Source organism: Pseudomonas sp. UBA2684 (assembly GCA_002354655.1).
Taxonomy (GTDB): Bacteria; Pseudomonadota; Gammaproteobacteria; order Pseudomonadales; family Pseudomonadaceae; genus Aquipseudomonas.
In genome coordinates, this window is the sequence record DELY01000010.1 from 105,855 (window position 1) to 123,416 (window position 17,562).

At 63.5% G+C, this 17,562-nt stretch carries 16 protein-coding genes; 8 read left to right on the plus strand and 8 right to left on the minus strand.

Features of this window, described 5'->3' with window-relative positions; genetic code table 11:
* Positions 1-250: 250 nt before the first annotated feature.
* Positions 251-1,228, plus strand: a complete 978-nt coding sequence (locus B3M58_RS05430) for an NADPH:quinone oxidoreductase family protein (protein ID WP_296217548.1) — start codon at positions 251-253, stop codon at positions 1,226-1,228.
* A 279-nt stretch (positions 1,229-1,507) separates the two neighbouring features.
* On the opposite strand, the gene B3M58_RS05435 is transcribed toward B3M58_RS05430, so the two are convergent.
* From B3M58_RS05435 to B3M58_RS05455, 5 genes are all read right to left on the minus strand, one after another.
* The gene (locus B3M58_RS05435; RefSeq protein ID WP_296217549.1) at positions 1,508-2,476 is read right to left on the minus strand and encodes a CDP-6-deoxy-delta-3,4-glucoseen reductase; all 969 of its coding nucleotides are present in this window, start codon (positions 2,474-2,476) and stop codon (positions 1,508-1,510) included.
* Positions 2,477-2,579: 103 nt separating this feature from the next.
* Positions 2,580-4,046 (minus strand): 4-hydroxy-3-polyprenylbenzoate decarboxylase, encoded by a 1,467-nt coding sequence (gene ubiD, locus B3M58_RS05440; protein ID WP_296217550.1) that lies wholly within the window; start codon positions 4,044-4,046, stop codon positions 2,580-2,582.
* A 133-nt stretch (positions 4,047-4,179) separates the two neighbouring features.
* Complete coding sequence (gene rho / locus B3M58_RS05445) at positions 4,180-5,439, minus strand: transcription termination factor Rho (protein WP_296217551.1); 1,260 nt, start codon at positions 5,437-5,439, stop codon at positions 4,180-4,182.
* Positions 5,440-5,721: 282 nt separating this feature from the next.
* Positions 5,722-6,048: a thioredoxin TrxA gene (trxA, locus tag B3M58_RS05450; protein WP_079203790.1), complete on the minus strand. Its 327-nt coding sequence runs from the start codon at positions 6,046-6,048 to the stop codon at positions 5,722-5,724.
* A 115-nt stretch (positions 6,049-6,163) separates the two neighbouring features.
* Positions 6,164-6,871: a FadR/GntR family transcriptional regulator gene (locus B3M58_RS05455; RefSeq protein WP_296217552.1), complete on the minus strand. Its 708-nt coding sequence runs from the start codon at positions 6,869-6,871 to the stop codon at positions 6,164-6,166.
* Between the two features lie 284 nt (positions 6,872-7,155).
* On the opposite strand from B3M58_RS05455, the gene B3M58_RS05460 reads away from it, so the two are divergent.
* The 6 genes from B3M58_RS05460 (at position 7,156) to ppx (ending at position 12,141) form a co-directional block, all read left to right on the plus strand.
* Positions 7,156-7,941, plus strand: a complete 786-nt coding sequence (locus B3M58_RS05460; RefSeq protein WP_296217553.1) for a transporter substrate-binding domain-containing protein — start codon at positions 7,156-7,158, stop codon at positions 7,939-7,941.
* A gap of 29 nt (positions 7,942-7,970) precedes the next feature.
* On the plus strand, positions 7,971-8,636 hold the full coding sequence (locus tag B3M58_RS05465) for an amino acid ABC transporter permease (protein ID WP_296217554.1): 666 nt from the start codon (positions 7,971-7,973) through the stop codon (positions 8,634-8,636).
* On the plus strand, positions 8,633-9,283 hold the full coding sequence (locus B3M58_RS05470; protein WP_296217612.1) for an amino acid ABC transporter permease: 651 nt from the start codon (positions 8,633-8,635) through the stop codon (positions 9,281-9,283). The genes B3M58_RS05465 and B3M58_RS05470 overlap by 4 nt, the downstream gene beginning before the upstream one ends.
* Positions 9,270-10,001: an amino acid ABC transporter ATP-binding protein gene (locus tag B3M58_RS05475; RefSeq protein ID WP_296217555.1), complete on the plus strand. Its 732-nt coding sequence runs from the start codon at positions 9,270-9,272 to the stop codon at positions 9,999-10,001. The genes B3M58_RS05470 and B3M58_RS05475 overlap by 14 nt, the downstream gene beginning before the upstream one ends.
* 2 nt (positions 10,002-10,003) lie before the next feature.
* Positions 10,004-10,513 carry an ureidoglycolate lyase gene (locus B3M58_RS05480; RefSeq protein WP_296217613.1) on the plus strand — a complete coding sequence of 170 codons (510 nt, stop codon included), beginning with the start codon at positions 10,004-10,006 and terminating at the stop codon, positions 10,511-10,513.
* Between the two features lie 125 nt (positions 10,514-10,638).
* Positions 10,639-12,141: an exopolyphosphatase gene (gene ppx, locus B3M58_RS05485; protein ID WP_296217556.1), complete on the plus strand. Its 1,503-nt coding sequence runs from the start codon at positions 10,639-10,641 to the stop codon at positions 12,139-12,141.
* On the opposite strand, the gene ppk1 is transcribed toward ppx, so the two are convergent.
* Both ppk1 and hemB read right to left on the minus strand, forming a co-directional pair.
* The gene (ppk1, locus tag B3M58_RS05490) at positions 12,128-14,338 is read right to left on the minus strand and encodes a polyphosphate kinase 1 (RefSeq protein WP_296217558.1); all 2,211 of its coding nucleotides are present in this window, start codon (positions 14,336-14,338) and stop codon (positions 12,128-12,130) included. The genes ppx and ppk1 overlap by 14 nt on opposite strands.
* Before the next feature lie 18 nt (positions 14,339-14,356).
* Positions 14,357-15,370 (minus strand): porphobilinogen synthase, encoded by a 1,014-nt coding sequence (gene hemB, locus B3M58_RS05495; RefSeq protein WP_296217559.1) that lies wholly within the window; start codon positions 15,368-15,370, stop codon positions 14,357-14,359.
* Between the two features lie 236 nt (positions 15,371-15,606).
* Here hemB and B3M58_RS05500 point away from each other — a divergent pair, with 236 nt between their 5' ends.
* Positions 15,607-16,161, plus strand: a complete 555-nt coding sequence (locus tag B3M58_RS05500) for a DedA family protein (RefSeq protein WP_296217560.1) — start codon at positions 15,607-15,609, stop codon at positions 16,159-16,161.
* A gap of 1 nt (position 16,162) precedes the next feature.
* Here B3M58_RS05500 and B3M58_RS05505 read toward each other — a convergent pair whose 3' ends face one another.
* The gene (locus B3M58_RS05505; RefSeq protein ID WP_296217561.1) at positions 16,163-17,389 is read right to left on the minus strand and encodes a sterol desaturase family protein; all 1,227 of its coding nucleotides are present in this window, start codon (positions 17,387-17,389) and stop codon (positions 16,163-16,165) included.
* Positions 17,390-17,562: the final 173 nt, after the last annotated feature.

Below are 17,562 nucleotides of genomic sequence, written 5' to 3' on the forward strand. Positions count from 1 at the left end.
GGTGTTGCAGGACTTGGCAAGGGAAGACGCGGCCGGCCTAGGCCATTACCTGCGTCCTGCGCCTAACCGGGGGCCATTTCTCGCAGCAACGCGCCTCGCGATGAAACGGGAACAGACCCTAGCATAGCCACAGCGGCGTCGACACCCAAGCCCAATGCTTATGCTGCGCCATCAGGCCGAGCCATGCTCGTTGACCGCCCCCGTCGCCCACCTACACTGCTGGACCACAACACCCAGAGGATATGCCCCGATGAAAGCCGTGCTGTGCAAAGCCTTCGGCCCTGCCGAAACCCTGGTGCTGGAAGAAATCGCCAGCCCCGAAGCGAAGAAGAACGAAATCCTTCTCGAGGTGCACGCCGCCGGGGTCAACTTCCCGGACACCCTGATCATCGAGGGCAAGTACCAGTTCAAGCCACCCTTCCCCTTCTCACCAGGCGGCGAAGCAGCTGGCGTGGTCAGCGCGGTTGGCGAGAAGATCAGCCACCTGAAAGTCGGTGACCGGGTCATGGCCCTGACCGGCTGGGGCAGCTTCGCCGAACAGGTCGCCGTGCCGGGCTACAACGTCATGCCGATTCCATCGAGCATGGACTTCGCCAGTGCTGCCGCCTTCGGCATGACCTACGGCACCTCGATGCACGCGCTCAAGCAGCGCGCCAACCTGCAACCGGGGGAAACCCTGTTGGTGCTCGGCGCCTCCGGCGGCGTCGGCCTGGCCGCGGTGGAAATCGGCAAGGCGATGGGCGCCAAGGTGATCGCCGCCGCAAGCAGCGCCGAGAAACTGGAGGTGGCCAAAGCGGCTGGCGCCGATGAGCTGATCAACTACAGCGAAACTAGCCTCAAGGACGAAGTGAAGCGCCTGACCGGCGGCCAAGGCGCGGACGTGATCTACGATCCGGTCGGCGGCGATTTGTTCGATGCGGCGATTCGCAGCATCGCCTGGAACGGCCGCCTGTTGGTGGTGGGCTTCGCCAGCGGACGTATTCCCGAGCTGCCGGTCAACCTCACCCTACTCAAGGGCGCCGCGGTGGTCGGGGTGTTCTGGGGGGCGTTCGCCCAGCGCCAGCCGCAGGACAACGCTGCCAACTTCGAGCAGCTGTTCGCCTGGCACGCCGCCGGCAAGCTCAAGCCACTGGTCTCGCAGACCTTCCCACTGGAACAGGCCGCCGACGCGATCAACATGCTCGGTCAACGCAAAGCGGTGGGCAAGGTGGTGGTGCAGGTTCGCTAAACCAACCAGGGTGGAAAACGCTACGCGACTTCCACCCTATGACTTTCGTCCTTTACGCAACGGGCCAAGCAAGCCCAAAACGGCGAAGGCCAACAAGGCTAAATTCGCAAACCAAAAGCCCACGGGCCGCATGTCTTGGCTGACCCAACTGAATCCAGTACGACCAACGGCAAGAGTGGTTCCGGTGCGTAAGCTCTCGATAATCAATATTAGGCAGACGATGCTGACCAAAGGCTTAATCACGCGAAAAAATGTAGAGCTTTCCATAAGCGATTGCCCTCAACCACGCGGTGCGTAAGCGAACACATCGGCGCGCATCTGGTGCGCATCCATGCCGGCGCCGACCAGTGCATCGAGGGTGCCATAGACCATCGCCGGCGAGCCGCTGGCATACACATGCAGCGCCTTCAAATCGGCGAAGTCCTCGCACACGGCTTCGTGCAACAGACCACAACGACCCGACCAGCCACACTGATCGCTGACCACCTGATGCAGGTGCAGGTTGTTCAGTTGCTGCCAGTCGGCCCAGTGCGGCAGCGCGTAGAAATCTTCAGGCCGACGCGCGCCCCAGTACAGGTGCACCGGGTGCTGGAAGCCCGCGGCGCGGCAATGCTCGATCAGGCTGTGCATCTGCGCCATGCCGGTGCCGGCGGCAATCAACACCAGCGGCCCCTTCGGCAATTCGGCCAGGTGCGTGTCGCCAAACGGCAACTTGATTCGCGCCACACCCTGCGCCCGCAACTGCGCCACCAGGCCGATGGTGGCTTCGTCGCGGGCCAGGACGTGCAGCTCCAGATCGCGGCCGGCATGCGGCGCCGAGGCCAGGGAAAACGCCGCATAGTCAGCACCTTCGCGCTGCAACAGCAGGTACTGCCCGGCGTGATAGCGCGGCATTTTGCCGGCCGGCGCACGCAGGCTCACGCGAAACACATCGCCGCCCACCGCCTCGCAAGCCAGCACCTGACACGCCAACTCGCGCACCGGCAACTCGCCGGGCGCCAGCACGCCGTCCCAATGCAGCACGCAATCCTCCAGTGGCTCGGCCAGGCAGGTGAACAGTTCGCCCTGCGCCAACTCGGCACCCTTCTGGCGCACCCGCCCCTCGACCAGTAGCGCCGCGCAGATATGGCAATTGCCATTGCGGCAACTCTGCGGGCCGTCGAAGCCCAGGCGCCGCGCCGCATCGAGAATACGCTCGCCAGGGAGCATCTCGAACACGGCGCCGGAAGGTTGCAGGGTGACTCTCATGGCAGGGCAATCCAAAGCAAAAGCGTGGCAGCGGCCTCGGCCGCGAATCGATTGATCGTGTGTCTACGCGGCGCCGAGCGCCCGCTTCTCCAGGCAAGCAGCATCAGTCGATGCCCAACTCGGCCCACAGCTCATCGACCCGACGCTTGACCGCCTCGTCCTGAACGATAGCCCGGCCCCATTCACGGGTGGTCTCGCCCGGCCACTTGTGAGTGGCGTCGAGGCCCATCTTCGAGCCCAGCCCGGAGACCGGCGAAGCGAAGTCGAGGTAATCAATCGGCGTGTTGTCGATCAGCACCGTGTCGCGCTTGGGGTCCATGCGCGTGGTGATGGCCCAGATCACGTCGTTCCAGTCGCGGGCATTGATATCGTCGTCGGTGACGATAACGAACTTGGTGTACATAAACTGGCGCAGGAACGACCAGACACCGAGCATCACGCGCTTGGCGTGGCCGGGGTACTGCTTCTTGATGGTGACCACGGCCAGGCGATAGGAGCAGCCTTCCGGCGGCAGGTAGAAGTCGGTGATCTCGGGGAACTGCTTCTGCAGGATCGGCACGAACACTTCGTTCAGCGCCACGCCGAGAATCGCCGGCTCATCCGGCGGCCGGCCGGTGTAGGTGCTGTGGTAAATCGGCTTTTGCCGACGGGTGATGCGCTCGACGGTGAATACCGGGAAGCGATCGACCTCGTTGTAGTAACCGGTGTGGTCGCCATACGGGCCCTCATCGGCCATCTCGCCGGGATGGATGACCCCTTCGAGGACGATCTCGGCACTGGCTGGCACTTGCAGGTCGCTGCCCCGGCACTTCACCAGCTCGGTCTTGTTGCCACGCAACAGACCGGCGAAGGCGTATTCGGAGAGGCTGTCCGGCACTGGCGTCACCGCGCCGAGAATGGTCGCCGGGTCAGCACCCAACGCCACCGCCACCGGATACGGCTTACCGGGAAACTTCTCGCACCACTCACGGAAATCCAGCGCACCGCCACGATGGCTAAGCCAGCGCATGATCAGCTTGTTGCGCCCAATCACCTGTTGGCGGTAGATGCCGAGGTTCTGCCGCTCTTTATTCGGCCCCTTGGTGACGGTCAGCCCCCAGGTGATCAGCGGGCCGACGTCGCCGGGCCAGCAGGTCTGCACCGGCAGCTTGCCGAGGTCGACGTCGTCACCCTCCTCGATCACCTCCTGGCACGGCGCATCCTTCAACACCTTGGGCGCCATGGCCAGTACACGCCTGAAAATCGGCAGCTTCGACCAGGCATCCTTGAGGCCTTTCGGCGGTTCCGGCTCCTTGAGAAAGGCCAGCAGCTTGCCGATTTCACGCAGCTCGCTGACTTCTGCCGCGCCCATGCCCAGGGCCACGCGCTTGGGCGTGCCGAACAGGTTGCCGAGCACCGGCATGTCGAAGCCCGTAGGGTTTTCGAACAGCAGCGCCGGGCCGCCCTTACGCAAGGTACGGTCGCAGATTTCGGTCATTTCCAGCACCGGGGAAACCGGCGCCTGGATGCGCTTGAGCTCGCCGCGCTGTTCCAGACCGCGGATAAAGTCGCGCAGGTCGCGATACTGCATGCAGATGCCTCGTTTCAGCCGGGCCAATCGGGGCGCAAAGTTTAGCGCCGAAGTTGGTCTTTCAGAAGGTCGATACAACACGCAGATGCACAAAAGCCGGGTTTCCCCGGCTTTTGTTCGATCACTGCTCGACTTACTTGCGTTTCATCGACAAGAAGAACTCGTCGTTGGTCTTGGTCGCTTTGAGCTTGTCGATGAGGAATTCGATGGCGGCGATTTCGTCCATCGGGTGCAGCAGCTTGCGCAGAATCCACATGCGCTGCAGCTCGTCTTCGGCGGTCAGCAACTCTTCGCGGCGGGTGCCGGACTTGTTGATGTTGATGGCCGGGAATACGCGCTTCTCGGCGATCCGACGATCCAGGGGCAGCTCCATGTTGCCGGTGCCCTTGAACTCTTCGTAGATCACTTCGTCCATCTTCGAGCCGGTTTCCACCAGCGCGGTGGCGATGATGGTCAGCGAGCCGCCTTCCTCAATGTTACGCGCGGCGCCGAAGAAGCGCTTGGGCTTCTCCAGGGCATGAGCGTCGACACCACCGGTGAGCACCTTGCCGGAGCTCGGGATCACGGTGTTGTAGGCGCGCGCCAGACGGGTGATGGAGTCGAGCAGGATAACCACGTCCTTCTTGTGCTCGACCAGGCGCTTGGCCTTCTCGATCACCATCTCGGCAACCTGCACGTGGCGGGTCGGCGGCTCGTCGAAGGTCGAAGCGACCACTTCGCCGCGCACGGTGCGCTGCATTTCGGTCACTTCTTCCGGGCGCTCATCGATCAGCAGCACGATCAGGTGCACTTCCGGATTGTTGCGAGTGATGTTGGCCGCGATGTTCTGCAGCATGATCGTCTTACCGGCTTTCGGCGGTGCCACGATCAGGCCACGCTGGCCCTTGCCGATCGGCGCGCAGAGGTCGATGACGCGACCGGTGATGTCTTCGGTGGAGCCGTTGCCGGCTTCCATGACCAGACGCTTGGTGGGGAACAGCGGCGTCAGGTTTTCGAACAGAATCTTGTTCTTCGCGTTCTCCGGACGATCATAGTTGATCGTATCGACCTTGAGCAGCGCGAAGTACCGCTCGCCTTCTTTCGGCGGGCGGATTTTGCCAACGATGGTATCGCCGGTACGCAGGTTGAAGCGGCGGATCTGGCTCGGCGAGACGTAAATGTCGTCGGGGCCGGCGAGGTACGAGGCGTCCGCGGAGCGGAGGAAGCCGAAACCGTCCTGGAGGATCTCCAGCACGCCATCACCGGAGATTTCCTCACCGCTTTTCGCGTGTTTTTTCAGCAGCGAGAAGATCACGTCCTGCTTGCGCGAACGGGCCATGTTCTCGATGCCCATTTGTTCGGCCATTTCCAGCAGTTCGGTAATCGGCTTTTGCTTGAGTTCGGTCAGATTCATAGGAATGACGTAATCATGAAGGAGGGGGAAATAAGCTATTAGCTTGGGAAGCCGCGCCGCGGAGAAGGCGACTGGATCGCCTGCTTGTATATCGAAAGTATTCGAGTAGGAATGCGTCGACGACGGCTTGCAGGGGGCTGTATAGGAAATACAGCGAGGCCGAATGTAACACCGGCTTGACGAAGGCGTCTAGCCTATGCGCAGAAAAAAACCCCGCGTATTGCGGGGCTTTGATCGACAGCGCATGCGATACCGGGAGCGTAGCGGTCGCTCCGGCGGCGATCAGATATTGCTGTCGAGGAAGGCGGCCAACTGCGACTTGGACAGGGCGCCGACCTTGGTGGCTTCGACGTTGCCGTTCTTGAACAGCATCAGCGTCGGGATGCCACGCACGCCGTATTTCGGCGGGGTGTCCTGGTTTTCGTCGATGTTCAGCTTGCAGACTTTCAGTTTGCCTTGGTAGGTCTGAGCGATTTCGTCCAGAACTGGGGCAATCATCTTGCACGGGCCACACCACTCAGCCCAGTAGTCGACCAGAACCGGCCCTTCGGCCTGGATGACATCTTGGTCGAAGCTGGCATCGCTGACATTGGTGATGAATTCGCTCATGGAAAGTCTCCGTGTTCGGAAGCAAAAAGTGACCGACATCATAGCCCGGCTTTTCTGACACAGGAAGGTAAGCGCAATTGAGCTTATCTATGGGGCACACCGAATTTACCCACAACTAATCGCCGAGCGTGGCGAAAGCGATGCCGGTACGCAAGGCTGCCGCGCGAATATGTTGCTGCATGGCCTTCTGCGCCGGGCCTGCGGCATGCCGACCGAGCGCCTTGAGGATCTTGCGGTGCTCCTGCCAGGTTTCCAGCGCCCGCTCGGGGCGGATGAACGGCAGCTTCTGGCTCTCCAGGAAAATATCCGCGCTGGAGCTGACGATGCCGAGCATCGCCTGGTTGCCGCTGGCGTGCAGGATGCGCCGATGGAAATCGAAGTCAAGGCGCGAGGCGCTGTCGAAGTCGCCGGCACGCAACGCCAAACGCATCTGCTCGACGTTGTCTTGCAGGGCATCCAGCTCTTCGGCGGTCAGGGTTACCGCCGCCAAGCCACAGGCAAACCCTTCCAAGGCGAACCGTAGCTGAAAGGTATCGGCCGCCGACACCTGCGCGGCGAATGGCCAGGCAAACCCGGCGTGGGCAGACGACTGTGCCACGGGTGCCTGCACGAACACGCCTTTGCCCGCCTGCACGCTGACCAACCCCAACGCACTCAGCGACGACAGCGCCTCGCGCAAGGACGTGCGGCTGACGCCCAGGCGTTCGGCCAAGTCGCGCTGCGAGGGCAATGCATCGCCAGGGCGATAGCCCTCGTCCTCGATCAGCTTGCGGATCGCTTGCAGGGCGTATTCGGGTACGGCGCGGGGCGCGGAAGCATGCATGACTGTTCAGGCCGGTCAGTCCAGTAAAGGCTGCCTTTGTACGGCCAGAGCACCCCGCCAGGCAAGCCACGCCCCGTTTTCGTACCCCGCCAAGCACCGCGCACTGCAATGAGGCAAAAGCTATATCAACCAAGCGGTCAGCTTTTCAACTGTTCAGACCAGTAAGACCTTGTTTTGCAAAAGCAATAAACCTAAGTACATGAATTAAATGAAATTGGCACAGCTGATGCAAAACCACTATTCATCGAAATAGCTCGAATTAACCAGCCAATCGGGAGATCGCCATGACCCACGCCACGCGCAGCCTACTCAGCATCCTGCTCACCAGCCTGACGCTGAGCCTGACCCCGGCCTTCGCCGACGGTCTCAGTGATATTAGTGAACGCGGCGTGCTCAAAGTCGCCGTGCCGCAGGACTTCCCGCCCTTCGGCTCGGTCGGTCCGGACCTCAAACCACGCGGCCTGGATATCGACACGGCGCAACTGCTGGCCGACAAGTTGGCGGTCAAACTGGAATTGACTCCGGTGAACAGCACCAACCGCATCCCGTTCCTCACCACCGGCAAAGTCGACCTGGTGATCTCCAGCCTGGGCAAGAACCCCGAACGCGAGGCGGTCATCGACTTCTCCGATGCTTACGCGCCCTTCTACCTCGGCGTGTTCGGCCCGCAAGAGGCGCCAATCGCGACGCTCGACGACCTGGCAGGCAAGACCATCAGCGTCACCCGTGGCGCCATCGAAGATATCGAGTTGAGCAAAGTCGCCCCCAAGGGCGCGACCATCAAGCGCTTCGAAGACAACAACTCGACCATCGCCGCTTACCTCTCCGGCCAGGTCGACCTGATCGCCAGCGGCAACGTGGTGATGGCGGCGATTGCCGAGCGCAGCCCCAAGCGCATCCCGACGATGAAGCTCAACCTCAAGGACTCGCCCACCTACGTTGGCCTGAACAAGAATGAAGCGGCGCTACTGAGCAAGGTCAACCAAATTCTCAGCACCGCCAAGGGCGACGGCAGCCTCAATGCCATCAGTGAGAAATGGTTGAAGCAACCGCTACCGGCCGACCTGTGAGCCGCCAGCCGCTGATGGAGGCTTGAGCCATGGCGTATCAGTTCGACTTTATCCCGGTGCTGCACAACGCCGACCTGCTGCTGCAAGGCGCGCTGTTCACCCTCGGCCTGACCGCGGTCGGCACCCTGCTCGGGGTCGGCCTGGGGATTGTCGGCGCAGTGCTGCGCGCCTGGCAGATCAAGCCCTTCAACCGGGTGTTCGGGCTCTACGTGGAGCTGATCCGCAACACCCCGTTCATCGTCCAGTTATTCTTCATCTTCTTCGGCCTGCCGGCCCTGGGGGTGCGGATGAACGAGTGGGAAGCCGCGGTGCTGGCGATGGTGATCAACCTCGGCGCCTACTCCACCGAGATCATCCGCGCCGGCATTCAGGCGATCCCCCATGGCCAGCTGGAAGCCGCGGCGGCGCTGGCGCTGAACCGCTTCGAGAGCTTCCGCCATGTGGTCCTGCGCCCCGCGCTGGCCAAGGTCTGGCCGGCGCTGTCGAGCCAGATCATCATCGTCATGCTCGGCTCGGCGGTGTGCTCGCAGATCTCCACCGAGGAGCTGTCGTTCGCCGCCAACTTTATCCAGTCGCGCAACTTCCGCGCCTTCGAGACCTACCTGGTCACCACCCTGCTGTACCTGGCCATGGCGATCCTGATCCGCCAGCTACTGGCCTGGATCGGCCGCCGTTATATCGTCGGGGCTCGCTGATGGACTTCACCCTCTGGGACATCCTGCGCAACCTGCTGGTCGGTTTGCAGTGGACCCTGCTGCTGTCGCTGGTGGCCTTCGTCTGCGGCGGGATCGCCGGGCTGCTGGTGCTGCTGGCGCGCATCGCCCCACTGACGGCGCCGCGCGTCCTGGCGCGCGGTTACATTGAACTGTTCCAGGGCACCCCGCTGCTGATGCAACTGTTCATGGTGTTCTTCGGCATCGCCCTGCTCGGTATCGACGTATCGCCCTGGCTGGCCGCCGCCATCGCCCTGACCCTGTTCACCAGCGCCTTTCTCGCCGAGATCTGGCGCGGCTGCGTCGAGTCGATCCCGCGCGGCCAATGGGAAGCCTCGCACAGCCTGGCCATGACCCGCCTCGAAGTGCTGCGCCACGTGGTGCTGCCGCAGGCGCTGCGTATCGCCGTGGCACCCACCGTGGGCTTCTCGGTGCAAGTGGTGAAAGGCACTGCGGTGACCTCGATCATCGGTTTCACCGAACTGACCAAGACCGGCGGCATGCTGGCCAACGCCACCTTCGAGCCGTTCATGGTCTACGGCTTCGTCGCGCTGGGTTACTTCCTGCTCTGCTACCCCTTGTCGTTTGCCGCACACCGCCTGGAAAGGAGGCTGAATGTCACTGCTTAACGTCACCGCCCTACACAAGTACTACGGCGACAACCACGTGCTCAAGGGCATCGACCTGAGCGTCGCAGAAGGCGAAGTGGTCGCCATCATCGGCCGCAGCGGCTCGGGTAAGAGCACCCTGTTGCGCACCCTCAATGGCCTGGAATCGGTCAACGACGGGGTCATCGAAGTCGACGGCGATTACCTCGACGCCGCGCGGGCCGACTTACGCAGCCTGCGGCAGAAGGTCGGCATGGTGTTCCAGCAGTTCAACCTGTTCCCGCACTTGAGCGTGGGCGAGAACATCATGCTGGCGCCGCAGGTGGTGAAGAAGCTGCCCCGCGACGAGGCGCAACAGCTGGCGCGGCAGATGCTTGAACGGGTCGGCCTGGGCGAGAAGTTCGACGCCTACCCGGAGCGTTTGTCCGGCGGTCAGCAACAGCGCGTGGCGATTGCCCGCGCCCTGGCGATGTCGCCCAAGGTGCTGCTGTGCGACGAGATTACCTCGGCGCTCGACCCGGAACTGGTCAGCGAGGTGCTGGCGGTGGTCAAGCAACTGGCCAGCGAAGGCATGACCCTGATCATGGTCACCCACGAAATGCGCTTCGCCCGCGAAGTCGGCGACAAACTGGTGTTCATGCACCAGGGCAAGGTGCATGAAGTCGGCGATCCCAAGGTGCTGTTCGCCGAACCGCAGACCCAGGAGCTGCGCAACTTTATCGGCTCGGTCAACCTGTGAGCATGCCGCAAACGCTGACGAACACCCGGCCACTGCGCGTCGCGCCGCTGACCCGCGAGGCCTTCGCGCCGTTCGGCGAGGTGCTGGAAGGCGCCGGCGCCACACCGCTGGCGATCAATGCCGGGACCACCACGCGCTTTCACGACCTGGCGCGGATCGAGGCGCTCGGCAGCGCCGCGCGCGTGCTGTTCAACCTGTTCGACGGCCAGGCCTGGCACTCGCCCATCTCGCTCAACCTGCTCGAACGTCACCCGCTGGGCAGTCAGGCGTTCTACCCGGTGGACGGCGCGCGCATGCTGATCGTCGTGGCGCCGCCCGGCGAACTCGACGAACGGGCAATCCGCGCGTTTATCAGCACGCCCGAACAAGGCGTCAACTACGCCGCCGGCACCTGGCACCATCCCTTGCTATGCCTGGAGCGACCGGGGCGCTTCGTCGTGGTCGATCGCGGCGGCAGCGGCCACAACTGCGATGAGCAGCTATTGCGCCAGCCTTTGCGGGTCGATTTCTAACCAGCGGCATGCCGCGACGCAGCGATTTTCAGCGTACGCCGCAGGGCACTGCGACATCAGTATGCGTTGGCGCGCTCGACCTATCGTGGCACGATGGCGCGGTTATAGATCGAGACACTGCCGCCATGCCGCATACCCCTGCCGAGTCATTTCCCTTGATTGCAGCCATCGACCTGGGCTCCAACAGCTTCCACATGGTGCTGGCCAAGGCCGATCACGGCGAGATTCGCATCCTCGAACGACTGGGCGACAAAGTGCAATTGGCGGCCGGTATCGACGAGCAGCGCCTGCTCAGCGAAGAAGCCATGCAGCGCGGCCTCGACTGCCTGCGCCGCTTCGCCCAACTGACCGCCAGCCTGCCGGAAGGCGCGGTGCGCATCGTCGGCACCAACGCCTTGCGCGAGGCGCGCAACCGCGGCGAATTCATCCGCCGCGCCGAAGAAGTCCTCGGCCATCCGGTGGAGGTCATCTCCGGCCGCGAAGAAGCGCGCCTGATCTACCTCGGCGTGTCCCACAGCATCGCCGACACCCCGGGTAAGCGCCTGGTCACCGACATCGGCGGCGGCAGTACCGAATTCATCATTGGCCAGCGCTTCGAACCGCTGTTGCGCGAAAGCCTGCAAATGGGCTGCGTCAGCTTCACCCAGCGCTTTTTCCGCGACGGCAAAATCACCCCGGCGCGCTACGCCCAGGCCTACACCGCGGCGCGCCTGGAAATCATGGGCATCGAACACGCCCTGCGCCGCCTCGGCTGGCAGGATGCGGTGGGCGCCTCCGGCACGATCAAGGCCATCGGCCTGACCATCCAGGCCGCGGGCCTGGGCAGCGGCGAGGTCAACCCGGAAGGGCTGGCCTGGCTGAAGCGCAAACTGTTCAAGCTCGGCGAGGTGGAAAAACTCGACCTCGACGGCATCAAGCCGGATCGCCGGGCGATCTTCCCGGCCGGCCTGGCGATTCTCGAAGCGATTTTCGACGCCTGCGAAATCAGCCGCATGACCCACTCCGAAGGCGCATTGCGCGAAGGCGTGCTCTACGACCTGCTCGGCCGGCACCACCACGAGGACGTGCGCGAGCGCACCTTGAGCGCGCTGATGGAGCGCTACCACGTCGATCTGGAGCAAGCGGCACGGGTCGAAAGCAAGGCGCTGGAGGCCCTGGAACAAGTTGCCGACGATTGGGGGCTGGGCGACGACTGGCACCGCGAGCTGCTGATCTGGGCCGCGCGGGTGCACGAGCTGGGCCTGGACATCGCCCACTACCAATACCACAAGCACGGCGCCTACCTGGTCGAGCACTCCGACCTAGCCGGGTTCTCGCGCCTGGACCAGCAGATGCTGGCCCTGCTGGTGCGCGGCCACCGGCGCAATATCCCCAAGGAAAAACTCGCCGAGTTCGGCGACGAGGCGATCAAGCTGATCCGCCTGTGCGTGCTGCTGCGCTTCGCCATCCTGTTCCACCACATTCGCGGCAGCCAGCAAATGCCCACGGTGCATCTGCAAGCCGCCGGGCAAAGCCTGGAAATCCAGTTCCCGCAGGGCTGGCTGGCCGCCAACCCGCTGACCCAAGCGGATTTCACTCAGGAAGCGGACTGGCTCAAGCGCATCGGCATCGACCTCAGCGTGCGCTGACCAGCGGCGCGGTCAACTTATCCAGCAGCCCGGCCTGGGCGCTGCGCGGGTTCTGGTTACCGGTCGGGCTGCTGCGCAGGTAGCGACCGTCCGGCTGCAACACCCAGCTCTGGGTGTTGTCGGTCAGATAAGCCTCCAGTTCCTTCTTCACCCGCAGGATCAGCTTCTTGCCTTCCACCGGGAAGCCGGTCTCGACGCGCTTGTCGAGGTTGCGCTCCATCCAGTCGGCGCTGGACAGGTAAATCTTCTCGTCGCCTTCGTTGAGGAAGTAGAACACCCGCGTGTGTTCGAGGAAGCGACCGATGATCGAGCGCACCTGAATATTGTGCGAAACCCCGGCAATCCCCGGACGCAGGCAGCACATGCCGCGCACCACCAGGTCGATGCGCACGCCGGTCTGGCTGGCCTTGTACAGCGCGCGGATGATCTTCGGATCGGTCAGCGAGTTGAACTTGGCCATGATGTGCGCCGGCTTGCCTTCGCTGGCCAGCTGGGTTTCCCGGGTGATCATGTCGAGCAGGGTTTTCTTCAGGGTGAACGGCGCGTGCAAGAGCTTCTTCATGCGCAGGGTTTTGCCCATGCCGATCAACTGGCTGAACATCTTCGCCACGTCTTCACCCAGCGCCACATCGGCGGTGAGCAGGCTGTAGTCGGTGTAAAGCTTGGCGTTGCCGGCGTGGTAGTTGCCGGTGCCGAGGTGCGCGTAGCGGACGATCTCGCCGCTTTCGCGGCGCAGGATCAGCATCATCTTGGCGTGAGTCTTGAAGCCGACCACGCCGTAGATCACCACCGCACCGGCCGCTTGCAGGCGGCTGGCCAGTTGCAGGTTGGATTCTTCGTCGAAGCGCGCGCGCAGCTCGATCACCGCGGTGACTTCCTTGCCGTTGCGCGCCGCCTCCACCAGGGCGTCGACGATCTCCGAGTTGGCCCCGCTGCGGTACAGGGTCTGTTTGATCGCCAGCACATGCGGGTCTTTCGCCGCCTGGCGCAGCAGGTCGACGACCGGGGTGAACGACTCGAACGGATGCAGCAGGAGGATGTCCTGCTTGCTGATCACGCTGAAGATGTTGTCGCTGTTCTGCAGCAGTTTGGGGATCACCGGGGTGAACGGCGTGTATTGCAGCTCCGGGTGGCTGTCCAGGCCGGTGATGCTGAACAGACGCGTCAGGTTGACCGGGCCGTTGACCTTGTACAGCTCGCTCTCGGCCAGGCCGAACTGCTTGAGCAGGTAGCCGCTCAGGTGCGCCGGACAGGTGTCGACCACCTCCAGGCGCACCGCATCGCCGTAGCGCCGCGAGAACAGTTCGCCGCGCAGCGCGCGGGCCAGGTCTTCGACGTCTTCGGTGTCCACCGACAGGTCGGCGTTACGGGTCAGGCGGAACTGGTAGCAGCCCTTGACCTTCATGCCCTGAAACAGGTCGTCGGCGTGCGCGTGGATCATCGACGAGAGGAATACGTAGTTGTCGCCGGGGCCACCGACGTCTTCCGGCACCTTGATGATCCGCGGCAGCAGACGCGGCGCCGGGATGATCGCCAAACCGGAGTCACGGCCAAAGGCGTCGATGCCCTCCAGTTCGACGATAAAGTTCAGGCTCTTGTTCACCAGCAAGGGGAACGGGTGCGTCGGATCGAGGCCGATCGGCGTGATGATCGGCGCGATCTCGTCGCGGAAGTAACGCCGCACCCAGGCCTTCAGCTTGGTGTTCCAGAAACGCCGGCGGATAAAACGCACCTGGTGTTTCTCCAGGGCCGGCAGCAGGGTGTCGTTGAGGATCGCGTACTGGCGGTTGACCTGCTCATGCACCAGCTCGGAAATCCGTGCCAACGCCTGGTGCGGCTGCAAACCGTCGGCGCCGGCTTGTTCGCGGGCGAAGGTGATCTGCTTTTTCAGCCCAGCGACGCGGATCTCGAAGAACTCATCCAGGTTGCTGGAGAAGATCAGCAGGAACTTCAGCCGCTCCAGCAATGGATAGGACTCATCCAGCGCCTGCTCCAGCACGCGGATATTGAATTGCAGCTGCGACAGCTCGCGGTGGATGTACAGGCTGCTGTCGTCCAGGCTCGGCACCACCATCGGCGGCGCGGGCGTGGGAACCTCGACGAGCGGCGGGGCTTCCACCGCCACATCGGCGGCGACCGGCTGTTCAACCAGCTCGGCGGCCTGCAATTCGCTATTGCTGAGTCCTTCGGTATTCATTGGATCGTCCTGGCCGGACTAGTGTCCCGGCTGTAACAGTTCTGCCGCGCGAACGGCGAAATAAGTGAGGATGCCATCGGCACCGGCGCGTTTGAAGGCAGTCAGCGATTCGAGGATCACCGCTTCGCTGAGCCAGCCATTCTGGATCGCCGCCATGTGCATGGCGTACTCGCCACTGACTTGATAGACAAAGGTCGGCACGCGAAATTCGTCTTTGACCCGACAAAGAATGTCCAGATACGGCATGCCCGGCTTGACCATCACCATGTCGGCGCCTTCGGCCAGGTCCGCCGCCACTTCGTGCAGCGCTTCGTCGCTATTGGCCGGGTCCATCTGATAGCTGGCCTTGTTGGCCTTGCCCAGATTCGCCGCCGAACCGACCGCATCGCGGAACGGCCCGTAGTAGGCGCTGGCGTACTTGGCCGAGTAGGCCATGATGCGTACGTTGGTGTGATCGGCCAGCTCCAGCGCCTCGCGGATCGCCTGGATACGGCCGTCCATCATGTCCGACGGCGCCACCACCTGGGCACCGGCGGCGGCATGCGACAGCGCTTGCTTGACCAGCGCATCGACGGTGATGTCGTTCTGCACATAGCCATCCTCGTCGAGGATGCCATCCTGACCGTGGGTGGTGAATGGGTCGAGGGCCACGTCGCTGATCACCCCCAATTCGGGGAATTTCGCGCGCAGGGCGCGGATCGCGCGCTGGGCGATGCCGTCCGGGTTCCAGGCTTCGCTGCCATCCAGGGATTTCTTGTCCAGCGGCGTGACCGGGAACAGGGCCAGCGCCGGAATGCCCAGGGCCACCCACTTCTCCGCCTCGTGCAACAGCAGGTCGATGGACAGACGCTCGACGCCGGGCATCGAGGCAATCGCTTCGCGGCGGTTGTCGCCGTCGAGCACGAACACCGGCAGGATCAGGTCATCGACGCTCAAACGGTGCTCGCGCACCAGGCGCCGGGAGAAATCGTCACGGCGATTGCGCCGCAGGCGGGTGGCGGGGAACAGACGATTGGCGGGGGTAAAGCTCACGGCAGACTCCAAAGCCCGCACAGACGGGCGAGTGTGACAGTTATAAGCGGCCATTATGACCAATTGATGACAGTCGTATATGTCACTGCGACGGCGCGTCGCAGTGACTCGGCGGCTCGGCGGCTCGGCGGCTCGGCCATATTGTGACCACCGCGCCGGCGGTTCGTCGAGCGGCGCGCAGTTTTCCGCGACAACGCGAGGGAGTAGGCTGAGCGTCTTCTTCTTCGGTCCGCGCCATGCTCGAGAATTTGCTGCAACAATTCGGCTACCCGGCCCTGGTACTGGGCACCTTCCTCGAGGGCGAGATGTCGCTGCTGCTGGCGGCATACCTGGCGCTGCGCGGTTACCTGAGCATCGAATGGGTGCTGCTGTTCGCCTTCTGTGGCACTTACGCCAGCGACCAGCTCTGGTACTTCCTTGGGCGCCGCCATGGCCGCGGTATTCTCGCCCGCCGGCCGCGCTGGCAAGCGCTGGGCGACAAGGCCATACGGCACCTGCAGCGGCACCCGGACTTGTGGGTATTGGGCTTTCGTTTCATCTACGGCATGCGCACCGTGATGCCTTTGGCCATCGGCCTGTCCGGCTATTCGTGGCGCCGCTATCTGCTGCTCGACGCCATCGGCGCCACCGTCTGGGCCACCAGCCTGGGCTTGGCGGCCTATCACCTCGGCGCGGCGCTGGAGACTATCCTCGGCGACGTGCGCCGCTACCAGCTGTACATCTTCGGGGCCTTGCTGCTGATCGGCGGCGGGTTCTGGCTGCGCCGACGCCTGCGCCGCGCGGCGCCGTGAATCACATCGCCAGGGCCTGGGCCGCGCGCCGGCCGGCCAGCAACGCCAGAGCGCTGAGCAGGCTGTAGACGCCGAGCAACACCCAGCCCGCGCCGAATACGCCCAACGCCTCGGCCAGCCAAAACAGCGGCAGGTTGGCCGCCAGCCGCGCCGCTTCGAGCCGCGGGGCCCAGGCGCGATTCTCCAGCCAGATGCCGATGCTGTAGAGACCGAACGCGACCCACACGCAGCCCAGCCACACTGCCGCCACCGGCAACTCGGCGCCGCGTGCCAGCAGGTAACTGCCGCCCAGCGCATACACGGTGAACTGCGCCGCGGCATACAGCTGCCGGTAGCGGCTCAACGGCACCTCGAATTTGACGAACTGGCTGAGCTCGGGCTTGTGCGCCGGGTACTGGGCCGCCACGTCGGCCGGGCGCCAGCCGGTGCGCATGAACCAGATGCGCAGCTTGTCCCACCAGGACTCGGCGCGCACGGCGTCATGCCACAGCGCCACGTAGAACTGCACGTTGGCCCACAGCGGGTTCCAGCTGGCCAGCGGCGTGGTCACGCCGAAGATCACCGGCTGTTCGTCCAGCTCCTCCTGGAACGTGCCGAACAGACGATCCCAAAGGATAAACACGCCGCCGTAGTTGCGATCCATGTACACCGCGTTCTGCGCATGGTGCACGCGGTGGTTGGACGGGCTGATGAAGATCCACTCGAACCAGCCGAGCTTGGGGATGTGCCGGGTGTGTACCCAGAACTGATACAGCAGGTTCAGCGCCGCCACCGTCAGGAACACCAGCGGCGGTACGCCGGCCACGGCCATCGGCAGGTAGAAGATCCAGCCGAAGAGAAAGCCGGTGCTGGTCTGGCGCAGCGCGGTGGAGAGGTTGTAGTCCTCGCTCTGGTGATGCACCGAGTGCGCCGCCCACAGCACGTTGCGCTCATGCCCGAGGCGGTGGTTCCAGTAGTAGCAGAAGTCGTAGAAGACGAATGCGAACGCCCACACCCACAGGCTGTCGGCGGACAACTCGAACAGCCCCAGCTGCTGCCAGGCCAGGGTGTAGGTGAGCAGACCGACCGCCTTGGTCAGCAAGCCCACGCTGGTCGACAGCACGCCGGCACTCAGGCTGTTGATCGCGTCGGCCAGGCGATAAGTGCTGACGCCGCGCCAGCGGTCGGCGAGCAGCTCCAAGGCGATCAACAGAAAGAAAAAAGGCACGGCATACAGGATGTAATTCATATCGGGGCCATATCGTTGTGCAAGGCCAGGGGCTAGGATTGCTAGTGGATCCTAGCCCCTGGCGTCCGCACCTCTCGCGACGCGCAATGACAACCTAAGTGGCATTTGACGACAGTATGCGCAGACCTCTCCGTTGGCTCGCTGGCAGCGTGATACTCACCCCGCTGGCGCCT

Excerpts from the sequence above, each read along its gene's own strand:
- B3M58_RS05430 (WP_296217548.1), top strand. The coding sequence starts at position 251 with ATGAAAGCCGTGCTGTGCAAAGCCTTCGGCCCTGCCGAAACCCTGGTG.
- trxA (WP_079203790.1), bottom strand. The coding sequence starts at position 6,048 with ATGAGCGAATTCATCACCAATGTCAGCGATGCCAGCTTCGACCAAGAT.
- B3M58_RS05460 (WP_296217553.1), top strand. The coding sequence starts at position 7,156 with ATGACCCACGCCACGCGCAGCCTACTCAGCATCCTGCTCACCAGCCTG.
- ppx (WP_296217556.1), top strand. The coding sequence starts at position 10,639 with ATGCCGCATACCCCTGCCGAGTCATTTCCCTTGATTGCAGCCATCGAC.
- B3M58_RS05465 (WP_296217554.1), top strand. The coding sequence starts at position 7,971 with ATGGCGTATCAGTTCGACTTTATCCCGGTGCTGCACAACGCCGACCTG.
- B3M58_RS05475 (WP_296217555.1), top strand. The coding sequence starts at position 9,270 with ATGTCACTGCTTAACGTCACCGCCCTACACAAGTACTACGGCGACAAC.
- rho (WP_296217551.1), bottom strand. The coding sequence starts at position 5,439 with ATGAATCTGACCGAACTCAAGCAAAAGCCGATTACCGAACTGCTGGAA.
- B3M58_RS05505 (WP_296217561.1), bottom strand. The coding sequence starts at position 17,389 with ATGAATTACATCCTGTATGCCGTGCCTTTTTTCTTTCTGTTGATCGCC.
- B3M58_RS05455 (WP_296217552.1), bottom strand. The coding sequence starts at position 6,871 with ATGCATGCTTCCGCGCCCCGCGCCGTACCCGAATACGCCCTGCAAGCG.
- B3M58_RS05480 (WP_296217613.1), top strand. The coding sequence starts at position 10,004 with ATGCCGCAAACGCTGACGAACACCCGGCCACTGCGCGTCGCGCCGCTG.
- ppk1 (WP_296217558.1), bottom strand. The coding sequence starts at position 14,338 with ATGAATACCGAAGGACTCAGCAATAGCGAATTGCAGGCCGCCGAGCTG.
- B3M58_RS05500 (WP_296217560.1), top strand. The coding sequence starts at position 15,607 with ATGCTCGAGAATTTGCTGCAACAATTCGGCTACCCGGCCCTGGTACTG.
- B3M58_RS05435 (WP_296217549.1), bottom strand. The coding sequence starts at position 2,476 with ATGAGAGTCACCCTGCAACCTTCCGGCGCCGTGTTCGAGATGCTCCCT.
- ubiD (WP_296217550.1), bottom strand. The coding sequence starts at position 4,046 with ATGCAGTATCGCGACCTGCGCGACTTTATCCGCGGTCTGGAACAGCGC.